Source organism: Pseudomonas sp. TE12234 (assembly GCF_054061835.1).
This window is the reverse complement of sequence record NZ_JBSSEP010000032.1, coordinates 24050-33984: the sequence shown is the minus strand read 5'-3', so window position 1 is coordinate 33984 and position 9935 is coordinate 24050. Positions and strand designations below refer to the sequence as shown.

Annotated in this window: 10 protein-coding genes; 5 read left to right on the top strand and 5 right to left on the bottom strand. The window is 53.6% G+C overall.

Going from position 1 to position 9935, the window contains the following annotated elements:
* Positions 1-163 precede the first annotated feature (163 nt).
* The 4 genes from ACVWYU_RS29685 to ACVWYU_RS29670 form a co-directional block, all read right to left on the bottom strand.
* Positions 164-721 (bottom strand): NADPH-dependent FMN reductase, encoded by a 558-nt coding sequence (locus ACVWYU_RS29685; RefSeq protein WP_457374395.1) that lies wholly within the window; start codon positions 719-721, stop codon positions 164-166.
* A gap of 33 nt (positions 722-754) precedes the next feature.
* On the bottom strand, positions 755-1306 hold the full coding sequence (locus ACVWYU_RS29680) for a cupin domain-containing protein (protein WP_457374394.1): 552 nt from the start codon (positions 1304-1306) through the stop codon (positions 755-757).
* A gap of 68 nt (positions 1307-1374) precedes the next feature.
* Positions 1375-2490, bottom strand: a complete 1116-nt coding sequence (locus tag ACVWYU_RS29675) for an alcohol dehydrogenase catalytic domain-containing protein (protein WP_457374393.1) — start codon at positions 2488-2490, stop codon at positions 1375-1377.
* A 69-nt stretch (positions 2491-2559) separates the two neighbouring features.
* The gene (locus ACVWYU_RS29670) at positions 2560-3141 is read right to left on the bottom strand and encodes an amino acid synthesis family protein (protein WP_457374392.1); all 582 of its coding nucleotides are present in this window, start codon (positions 3139-3141) and stop codon (positions 2560-2562) included.
* A gap of 125 nt (positions 3142-3266) precedes the next feature.
* Here ACVWYU_RS29670 and ACVWYU_RS29665 point away from each other — a divergent pair, with 125 nt between their 5' ends.
* The 3 genes from ACVWYU_RS29665 (at position 3267) to ACVWYU_RS29655 (ending at position 6491) form a co-directional block, all read left to right on the top strand.
* On the top strand, positions 3267-4118 hold the full coding sequence (locus ACVWYU_RS29665) for a fumarylacetoacetate hydrolase family protein (protein WP_457374391.1): 852 nt from the start codon (positions 3267-3269) through the stop codon (positions 4116-4118).
* Between the two features lie 40 nt (positions 4119-4158).
* Complete coding sequence (locus tag ACVWYU_RS29660; protein ID WP_457374390.1) at positions 4159-4719, top strand: VOC family protein; 561 nt, start codon at positions 4159-4161, stop codon at positions 4717-4719.
* A 125-nt stretch (positions 4720-4844) separates the two neighbouring features.
* A complete protein-coding gene (locus tag ACVWYU_RS29655) occupies positions 4845-6491 on the top strand; it encodes a bifunctional 3-(3-hydroxy-phenyl)propionate/3-hydroxycinnamic acid hydroxylase (RefSeq protein WP_457374389.1) in 1647 nt (548 codons plus the stop codon).
* A 153-nt stretch (positions 6492-6644) separates the two neighbouring features.
* Here ACVWYU_RS29655 and ACVWYU_RS29650 read toward each other — a convergent pair whose 3' ends face one another.
* The gene (locus ACVWYU_RS29650) at positions 6645-7328 is read right to left on the bottom strand and encodes a GntR family transcriptional regulator (RefSeq protein WP_457374388.1); all 684 of its coding nucleotides are present in this window, start codon (positions 7326-7328) and stop codon (positions 6645-6647) included.
* 331 nt (positions 7329-7659) lie between these two features.
* On the opposite strand from ACVWYU_RS29650, the gene ACVWYU_RS29645 reads away from it, so the two are divergent.
* Complete coding sequence (locus ACVWYU_RS29645; protein WP_457374387.1) at positions 7660-8169, top strand: GlcG/HbpS family heme-binding protein; 510 nt, start codon at positions 7660-7662, stop codon at positions 8167-8169.
* A 107-nt stretch (positions 8170-8276) separates the two neighbouring features.
* Positions 8277-9929 carry a DUF1302 domain-containing protein gene (locus ACVWYU_RS29640; protein WP_457374386.1) on the top strand — a complete coding sequence of 551 codons (1653 nt, stop codon included), beginning with the start codon at positions 8277-8279 and terminating at the stop codon, positions 9927-9929.
* Positions 9930-9935: the final 6 nt, after the last annotated feature.

The following is a 9935-nucleotide window of genomic DNA, read 5'->3' as shown; positions in this document are numbered from 1 at the left end:
TGGATGTAGGCCATAACGAAAAATGCTCCGTATCTTTCGATACGGAGCATTTTCTTTGAGCGCTGCGCAGATTGCTAGGTTTTCACACAGTCTGGAGAGGGCCTTTTTTTTTAAGCACGACGAGTGAATAGACTTAGGTATTGGTATCGTCTCGGATAGCCTTCTACGAGGCTGCTTTGATTTCACTAATCAAGTCATCAACGGCGGCAAGCATGAACTCAATCGTTTTTTCATCATTGAATCTGCCGTCCTGGATCTTTTCATTGACGCCCGGAATGACTATCTGAGGGCCGCGAATGACTCTGGAAAGGGTCGCTGATAGCGTCTCTCTCAATTGTGCCTGGGCGCGCACCCCGCCAAGCACGCCTGGTGAAGACGTCATGATTAGCACGGGTTTATTTTTCAACGGTGAGTTGAAGCCCGGGCGAGATGCCCAATCCAGTGCATTTTTCAGCACGCCGGAAGTGCCGTAGTTGTATTCAGGCGAGCAGATGATCAAGCCATCGGCTTGTTCGATAGCATCTTTCAGCACCGCCACCGATGCAGGCAGCATCTGCGCTTCGAGATCTGAGTTGTAAAGGGGGATCTCATTCAGTGCGAAGAGACTCATTTCTACCTGATCGCCCAACCGATTGGAGAGGGTCTTGAGTACTGCTGTATTGGTTGATTGTGAACGCAGGCTACCTGAAATACCGAGTAGACGATGAGCGACAGTGGCCATAAAAATCCTTCAGAGAGATGGATAATCAAAAAACTACACGACATGTTTCTCTGGAGATGACACGCCGATCATCACAAACAGTGCTCGGGCAATCCCCTCACTTTTGTTGCGCCACGCGTGTCGTGTGCCATTTTGAATAACGATGTCTCCCGCCTTTACGAGACGGCTTTGACCGTTATCCAGTTCCAGCCACATCTCGCCTTCCAGAATGATTCCGTAATCGATGGTGGCAGTGGTGTGCATACCCGGATTTTCCGGTTCAAAGCTTTCGATCAAGCCAGGCAAAGCCGCCCCCAACTCTTCATAGGCCCGCACACCATCGACGGGGTTCTGCATCACCGAGTCCGGTGGGAAATCGAACATGGCGATGCTGGTGCCGCCCTGAGGAGGAATCAGTGAAGAGTTGCCTAGCGTGGGATCACGTTCCTGTTCGAGGCGTACCGGATTTGCTGGGGTCGCCCACAAATGCGCCATGGCATGTCCAGGGATTGAGGCAAAAGATTGAGCTCTTGGGGCGTAGTCATCTGAAACGAACACGGAGTTCCCTTGTTCGTCATGACCGGTCACGATTCTTCTTATCTTCATTTGGATTACTCAACGAGCAGTCAAAGAGGCAGCGAGGGAAGGGCGAACCGCTCCACTCGCTGCGTGCATCAAGGACAAATGACGTAGTTGCTGAAGCCGCCATGGCGGTTTTCGATACCGGTAATCGCGTTGTTGACGTCTTCTAGCTTGAAAGACGTATTTTCAAAAAATGAAAGATCCAGCACACCGGACTCAACCATGTCAGCCATGGCTTGTCCTTGACCAGTGGTGAACCAGGCAGATCCACTGATCTGGATGTCGTTGTCCATGATCCAATGCAGGTCTATAGGGACTTCACCGGCGATAGCGCCAATGTTCACTAAGTGTCCGCCTCGATGCAGAGATTTGAGAGCTTGGGTCAGGCTTTCGTGCGGTGCGCCTGGGCCCAAGGCATCAATAACCACATCCACGCCCTCGCCATGAGTAATCTCATGGGCCCATTCATTGGTGGGAATCGTACCAAGGGTATGAATTTCGATCCGACCCGGGGCTGCTAGGTCTTTCACCTTTTGGAACAGCTCTTGGTTGCGCGCAGTGCCGAGGATTTTGCGTACCCCCATGGCCAATGCCAGAGCGACTGCACCTAAACCGAGTGTGCCGCTAATCCCGTTGATTAGGACAGTGCTACCGGGGCCCGCGTTGGCCTTGAGCAAAGCCTTGTAGGCGGTGCCCAGATAGCCTAAGCGCGCGGCGGTTTCGAAACTGATGTTGTTTGGCAGTTTGACCAGGCTGTATTGCGGGGCCGGGATGTACTCGCAAAGGCCGCCGTAGGGGTAGTCTTCGAACATGCGCGGGCTTTTCGGCGTGAAGCCAAAATAACCGTTGAAGGTATAGGCGGTGCAAGCAATTGTGTTACCCGCACGGCAAGCTCGGCAGGAGCCGCAGTGTCGGCCCGGGTTGACATACACCCGGTCGCCGACCTTGAAGTCGTAGACTTGAGCACCTACTGCTTCGACGACACCTGATGGATCGAGGCCGAAAATGGCAGGAAGTTTCGGCAGTGGATTTTGAGGGAACCACTTAACCCAATTTGTCAGAATGTTGTGCAGGTTTGGGACGATCCCACATGCCTTCACCTTGACCAGCACCTCAGTAGGGCGGATTTCGGGTACAGAAACTTGCTCGATGACCATGGGTTTGCCGCCTTCGTACAGGCGTGCAGCGCGCATTGTTTTTGCAGTCATGATGTTCTCCAACACATATTGTTTTTGTAGTGGTACCTAACCTTTGGAGCACGCTTCAAATCTAAGGCACTAACGCAGTCCGTCTTCGCCCTTTACGTCGGAGGCAGCGAGACCGCCCAATCGTGCATGTATCCGTCCGCCTGTAGCCATGGCTAGGCCAAAGGCAATTTCGCCACGGCGAGGGCCATCCCATACAGTCATTTCAGCAACGCCGAAATGGCTACGAACGTATGCAGCTTGGATATGCCCTAGTGGGATCATCACTCGGCAGCCTGGGCCGCCAATAGTTTTGGCCGCAGGGACGATAGCCTTCGGGTTGCGTAGCGCTTCGCGCATTGCCCAGCCACCTGCTTCGTGCCATACGGCGCCGTGCTCTAACTCACCGTCTTCACCAACGATTGCGCCCTTGCCATAGGCCTGTACGTGTTTAGCTCCGCCCAGGGTATGGATCAGTTGCTCCGACAGCTCTGCGCCTAAAGCTCGCAGTTCCTGCATAAACGGCAGCAAGTCTTCTACATACTTACCTGCGTAAGGATTGGCGACCACCGCGGTGGCTACTGCAATCCGCAGCGGGGCTGACAAACGAGGCCCGCCCTCGTGGAATACCTCTTCAACGTCCAGCTTGACCTTACGAACCATCACAAGCGACATGCGTAACCTCCAGAACCGAGAGCCTCATAGGCTCGCTATTTTTTTAAACCGGCCTTTCGCATTATGCATTTAATGATGTATGGTGCAAGAAGATAGTTTTTATGCACAAAAATAGGAGAGGCAAGATGAAGCTGATTTCGTACCGTAAAGAAGGAGAAGCCCATTTCGGTGTTGTGTCCGGTGACGGAGTGGTTGAACTGACCAACCGTTTCTCGGAGGTGCCAGATCTCGCGACTTTTCTGAGCAACCCGTCCTTGCTTCAGGAGGCGCGCAAGATTATTGATGCTGTGCAGCCTGACTACCCATTCTCGAGTATCCAGTTGGAATCAGTGATACCCAATCCTGGAAAGGTGATTTGCGTAGGCATTAACTATGTTGCTCACGCTGAAGAGGCGGGCCGAAAGGTCGGCGAGTTTCCAGTGATTTTTCAGCGTTTCGCCGAAACTCTTTTGCCCCACGGCGAACCACTGGTTAGACCTCAAGTCTCAGAGCAATTTGATTTCGAGGCCGAATTGGCGGTTGTGATCGGGAAAGGTGGTGCACATATCGATCCGGCGGACGCGATGGATCACGTTGCGGGTTACACCTGCTTCAACGATGCCAGCGTCCGCGATTGGCAGTTCCATACGCACCAGTACGGTATGGGTAAGACCTTCAGAAAAACGGGTGCTCTGGGGCCTTGGCTCGTTCCGGCATCGGAAATTTCAGACTATCGAAAGCTGGTTGTGCGGGGGGTACTTAACGGCGAGCAACTGCAGGAAGGCAGCCTTTCGGAGCTGGCATTCGACATTCCTCATTTGATTTCGTATGTATCGAAAGCGCTTCCATGGAACCCGGGAGATATTCTGGCAACTGGTACTCCGAGCGGCATTGGCTTCAAACGCAATCCACCGATTTTTCTGAAGCCTGGTGATGTTTTTGAAGTGGTGATTACTGAGATTGGCACGCTGTCGAATGGTGTTATTGACGAAGTCTAAGCGTTGCCCTCTACACAATCATAAAAACTGGAGGTTCCAAATGTCCGCATTACCTAAAATCAATTTCACCCACTCTGGTGTGTTTTGCGAAGACCTCGACCGGATGGTTGATTTTTACTGCCGCACCTTGGGCTTCATCGTAAGTGACAAGGGGGTCGCTTCTACAGGTCACCGTTTGTTCTTCATGACTCAGAACCCTGAGTTACATCATCAGGTCGTTCTCTTTGACGGCAAACCAATCGACCTACCGTTCAACCCGATCAATCAGCTTTCGTTTCTCTTGGACTCCCTCGACGACCTGAAAACGTACTATCAATTCGCCAAGAAAAGCGGAATTGAAGGGATTGCACAGGTGGATCACGGCAACGCTTGGTCGATGTACTTCAAAGATCCTGAAGGCAATCCCATCGAAATGTATGTCGATGCACCGTTCTACACCGCACAACCTTGCAAGGAACCGCTGGATCTCGAGATGCCGACTGAGGCTATCCTCGCCCAGACCGAGGCTATGTGTAAGCGCCGTCCCGGTTTCCAGACTCGCGAGCAATGGAAGGAATCCATACGGGCGAAGATCGAAGAGCAGCGCGTTCGTATCGGCTAATGACATTTGGCAGGGCTATATAGCCTGCTCCAATCAGTGGTCGTTGAAGCCTGGTTGATGGGGGCGCAAAAGTCTGCTCATCAACCAGAAGTCGCAGTAGAGAAAAACAAAAAGCGGAGTTGACGATGGACTACGATGTCATCATTGTTGGAATGGGGCCAGTGGGTGCTTTGTGCGCAAATCTCGCCGGCATGTGGGGGCTAAGCGCTCTCGTCGTGGATAAGTCCGAGACGGTGTACACCAACCCTAGGGCTATGGGTTTTGATCACGAAGTGATGCGTGTGTTCGGCAACATTGGGTTGGCCGATGACATTGCTGAGCATGTCATGCCGTATCGTCCTTCGGAGTACCGTACCACCGGTTCTCAGTTGATCAAACGCATTGATGCCGCCAGACCTCCCTATCCGCTGGGTTGGGCGCCTAACTATGTCTTCTCACAGCCCCCCGTCGAGCGCGCCCTACGCAGTAAAATTGCGGATATGAAGTCCGTCACCGTGGAACTCGGTTCAGAGGTTCTGTCGGTAGATTCCAAAGGTTCACTGGCGGTTGTTCGCATCCAGGCCAAGGATGGAACCGAGCGCACAGTCACTGCGGACTATGTGTTGGCGTGTGACGGAGGCACCAGTCCAATCCGTACCCGTCTAGGGTTGAAAATGGAGGATCTAGCCTTCGACGAGCCATGGCTCGTGGTTGACGTAATCCTCAACGAAGGGGCGGGCGAGCATCTACCAAAGACCAACGTGCAATTTTGCGAGTTGGCCAGGCCATGTACCTTTGTCGTTGGGCCGGGTCAGCATCGACGTTGGGAATTCATGATTAACCCTGACGAACAGCCGACGGAAATCTCACAACCCGAAGCGATCAAAAAGCTGATCGCCCGTTGGTTGCCTGAGGGCGACTATCAGCTGTGGCGTGCGTCTGCCTACCGATTCCATGCACTGATTCTGGAGCAGTGGAAGTCCGACCGGGTGTTTTTCCTCGGGGATGCAGCGCACATGACACCCCCCTTTCTGGCACAAGGCATGTGCCAAGGGATTCGCGACGCATTGAATCTGGTCTGGAAACTGGCGCTTGTTAAAGGAGGCCTGGCTTCCCCGGCGTTCCTGAATACCTACCAGACCGAGCGTATTCCCCATGTCCGCCAAACCACGATGGCGGCAAAAGAATTCGGTGGTGTCATTTGCGAGCGTGACAGCGAGAAAGCCGCTATCCGCGATGCGCGCTTGATTCAGCAGATGAAGGAAAACCCGGCAGGCACCATCAGGCAATCGCTGATTCCTGGCTTGAACCAAGGCTTTGTCGCCAATGTTCCACCTGCCGGCGAGCTGTTTCCGCAACCGATGGTCATCAACCATGCCGGCAAGAAGGCACTGCTGGATGAGTTTACCGGACAGTCCTTTCGAGTGGTCATTGCGCCAGGGTTCGACGCCAGCGCGTTATTAAGATGTCTGCGAAGTAGCCAATCGCTGAAAGGTCTGCCTATCCAGGTCGTTCGGTTAGTCAGTTCCCAACAGTCTGGCACACGCGCTGTTGATGATTACGAAGAGGTTGACGGCGTGCTGGCCGAATGGCTGGAGCGTCGTGGCTGCAATGTGGTCATCGTGCGGCCGGATCACTACGTTTACGGCGGGGCAGTCACTGTCGCCTGGGCGATGGAGATGCTTGAGGGCATGGAGCTTGCGTTGTGGTGCAAAGAACCTGAACAGGCTCTGCAGAGTAGTGGCGGCGCTTGCGATAAGACTATCAGGTTTGCGCAAGCGATACCTTTGTAAGGAGCAGTACACCCTTTGCTTCGTACTGCCCACGAAAGCAGTTGCGAGGTGAAGGGTTTTTTTGTGGGATACGTTAAATGCAGCTGTCGATTACGCGTGACAACGTCATCGAGCCGGAAACCCGAAACCCGAAACCAGTGGCAGGTCGATGATTTACTGAAGCGTAGCTTGTTGACGCTCGATGGCTTCTACGGTTCGACCCAAGGTGTTTTGGATGTGATCGCGTAAGAGCGTCACAGCTTTTGAGTCTCGTGCCAGAGCAGCATCCATCAACTCTTGATGCTCATTTCCCTTATGTCTTGGAGTGATCCGCTGCTTGGCGGAAAAACGCCTGTAGCGCTCTGCTCTGTCGAATAGAGAGTCGATCATCTTTAGCATCAGCGGTGATGGACATGCCGCAAACAGCGCGAAGTGGAAGGCCTTATGCCGGGTAGACCACTCATCGTCGAGTGCGAGTACGCCACTTCCCAGTTTTTTCTCAATCAGATTCAAACGGTGAAACGCACCCAATACATCGGCTTCCCAGGCATCGTCGCCATACTGGATGGCATCGCTTAGTGCTTCGCACTCGAGCAGGCAGCGCATCCGCGTAATGTCGCGGAAGTCGGCAGTAGAGATCGGTGCGACCCTAAACCCCTTGTTATCGCTGGCTTCGACGACACCGTCCTGCGTCAGTCGATTAAGTGCCTCACGAATGGGGGAACTACTGAGCCCATAGGTTTTGGACAGTTCGGCGACCTTGAGTTTTTCGCCCGGGGCCAGTTCGCAGCAAACAATCGCTTTTTTCATCTTCGTCAGCGCGACATCGATTAGCGGACTGCCGGGGGAGGTGATCATGGTCGGAGCTTCCTGGAATTTGCACTAAAACGATTTTATGCGCAAAACACCATTTGGTGCAAATGGCCAATGTCTGAATTGCACATAAATTTTCCCGCTCCGCAAGCATAAAATAGTTAGCGACTCTGCCGGACGCTCTAATTCGATTTCTACCTCTACAGCGCCCACCTATATCACCTCCCGATTCTTTCCTTACCTCCTGAACGTTCCGTCGTTTGAGCCCCCAACCGGGTGGCACCGTATGCCCTCTTCACATCTCGCCCGTATCCACGCAACGAATATTTGCCCTCGAGAATCTTCTTGACTTTAAATTTGCCCAGGATTACGTTTTGTGCACAAACACATAACAAGTGCATTAAAAGCATTTTTACGCATCATGTTATTGGCTTACATCGATCCCGAACCCAAGGTTCAGAGGCGTGTGATGAAAACGAAGCGGGTTCTCGAGTTGGCAGACGCTGAATTGATGCTCATGGCGGCCATGGAAAAAGCCACCAAGGAGAGCTGGAAGGTATCCATGGCCGTGGTCGATGAGGCGGGTTGCTTAATGACGTTCAGAAGGCTTGATGGCGCATCCGTCTCGTCTGTCCAAACGGCCATTGATAAAGCCCACAGCGCTGCAGTCACGCGCCGGCCAACCAAGTTTTTTGAGGAGATGGTCGCCGAAGGCCGATCCGGCGCTTCGAGGATTCACGGCGTCTTTGCCATCGAAGGCGGGCTTCCAATCGTTGTTGAGGGTGAAGTCGTAGGCGGTTTTGCCGTCAGCGGGTTGAAGTCGCAACTGGACATCGTCCTCGTGGAGGCCGGCTTGCAAGCATTGGCCGCGCATCTGGAACGATAAGGCGGGAAACAAAGGCGCTCGGAGCGTTATGCAGCACCCCGATATATTCGCAGCCAATGCTGCGAGTGGATGACCTTTTACAAAAACAAAAAAACAGGAACATCTCCATGAAAACAGCTAACCAGCGGCTCTGCCCGTTCCCGGTTTCCAGCATCGCCTGCGCGATTAGCGCAACGGTACTGTTGGGCCTCTCAACACCATCGCAAGCCTTCCAGATCGACACCGGCAATCCCGATCTTTCGGCGAACTGGGACAATACAATCAAGTACAGCAATGCGTGGCGGGTGAACAAGCTCGATAGCAAGGTTGCGGTCGGCCCTGGCACCTCCAACAGCAATCCCAACCTGGACGATGGCGACCGAAATTTCAGTCGAGGCCTCATCTCCAATCGTCTGGATGTCTTGTCCGAATTAGACATCAAATACAAGGACGTCGGGGCCCGCCTCAGCGCAGCGTCCTGGTACGACAACGTCTACAGCCATGACAATGATAACAACTCACCGGCCACCGCCAACTCCGTGAGCGTCGATCACGATCAGTTCACCAGTGACACTCGTCGCGTCCATGAAACGAGCACTGAAGTCCTCGACGCCTTCGTCTATGGCTCAAAGGAAATCGGCAGTACCTCGTTATCCGGACGGTTGGGGCAGTTCACGCAAATCTACGGCGAAAGCCTGTTCTTTGGTGCCAACGGTATTGCCAATGCTCAGTCCACTGTTGATCTGGTGAAGCTGCAATCGGTGCCGGGGTCTCAGTTCAAAGAAATTTTGATGCCGACTAAGCAGGTATCCGGTAACTGGCAGCTGAGCGATAAAGTCAGTGTCGGTGCCTACTATCAATTCGAGTGGAACAAGACCCGGCTTCCCGCTGCCGGCAGCTACTTCAGTGGTGCGGATTTTGTTGGTGAAGGCGGGGAGCGGGTGTTCTTCCCAACTGGGGATTTGCTCCACGGCAAGGACAAGGACGCGAGGAATTCCGGGCAGTTCGGTGCTCAACTCAAGTTCGGTATCGAGGACTGGGAGTTCGGTCTATACGCCGCCAAATATCACGAAAAGACCCCGGTGTTTTACTTCCGCCCGGCCGCATTGGTTCCCGGTGCCGATGACACCTTCATCAATGTTTACCCCGAGGACATCAAAGTTTTTGGCGCCAGTTTCAGCACCTTGGTCGGCGAAGCGAACATTGCCGGTGAAACATCAATCCGACTCGACACGCCGTTGGCAGGTGTTGGCGGCACGATCATCACCGGCCTGGATTCCGACAATGATTCCAACCCGGCTTACCCCATTGGTCGCTCTTGGCATGCCCAGGTGTCGATGGTCAATGTCTACGGCGGATCGGCACTGTGGGACGGCGCTTCGTTCATCGGTGAGCTGGCTTTCAACCGCCGGCTGAGCGTGACCAAAAACGCTGATCAGTTGGATCCCAACACAACGCGCGACGCCTTCGCGCTGCGGTTCACCTTTGAACCTCAGTACTTCCAGGTCTTTCCCGGGGTCGACGTTCAGGCCCCGGTCACCCTTGGCTACAACCCGTCCGGGCGCTCTTCAGTCACACCTCAGGCATTTGGCCCTGAGCATGGCGGGGATCTGACGCTAGGTCTCAAGGCGGATTACAAGAAGCAATGGTACGCCTCGCTGAGCTACACCAATTTCTTTGGTGAGGCGGGGCCTGTCATCAACTCCTCCAACTCGTTCACCTACCAGCAAAACATGAAAGATAGAGATTTCGTGGCGTTCTCGATCCAGCGAACCTTTTAAGCAAAG

Excerpts from the sequence above, each read along its gene's own strand:
- ACVWYU_RS29660 (WP_457374390.1), top strand. The coding sequence starts at position 4,159 with ATGTCCGCATTACCTAAAATCAATTTCACCCACTCTGGTGTGTTTTGC.
- ACVWYU_RS29655 (WP_457374389.1), top strand. The coding sequence starts at position 4,845 with ATGGACTACGATGTCATCATTGTTGGAATGGGGCCAGTGGGTGCTTTG.
- ACVWYU_RS29680 (WP_457374394.1), bottom strand. The coding sequence starts at position 1,306 with ATGAAGATAAGAAGAATCGTGACCGGTCATGACGAACAAGGGAACTCC.
- ACVWYU_RS29640 (WP_457374386.1), top strand. The coding sequence starts at position 8,277 with ATGAAAACAGCTAACCAGCGGCTCTGCCCGTTCCCGGTTTCCAGCATC.
- ACVWYU_RS29685 (WP_457374395.1), bottom strand. The coding sequence starts at position 721 with ATGGCCACTGTCGCTCATCGTCTACTCGGTATTTCAGGTAGCCTGCGT.
- ACVWYU_RS29650 (WP_457374388.1), bottom strand. The coding sequence starts at position 7,328 with ATGATCACCTCCCCCGGCAGTCCGCTAATCGATGTCGCGCTGACGAAG.
- ACVWYU_RS29670 (WP_457374392.1), bottom strand. The coding sequence starts at position 3,141 with ATGTCGCTTGTGATGGTTCGTAAGGTCAAGCTGGACGTTGAAGAGGTA.
- ACVWYU_RS29665 (WP_457374391.1), top strand. The coding sequence starts at position 3,267 with ATGAAGCTGATTTCGTACCGTAAAGAAGGAGAAGCCCATTTCGGTGTT.
- ACVWYU_RS29675 (WP_457374393.1), bottom strand. The coding sequence starts at position 2,490 with ATGACTGCAAAAACAATGCGCGCTGCACGCCTGTACGAAGGCGGCAAA.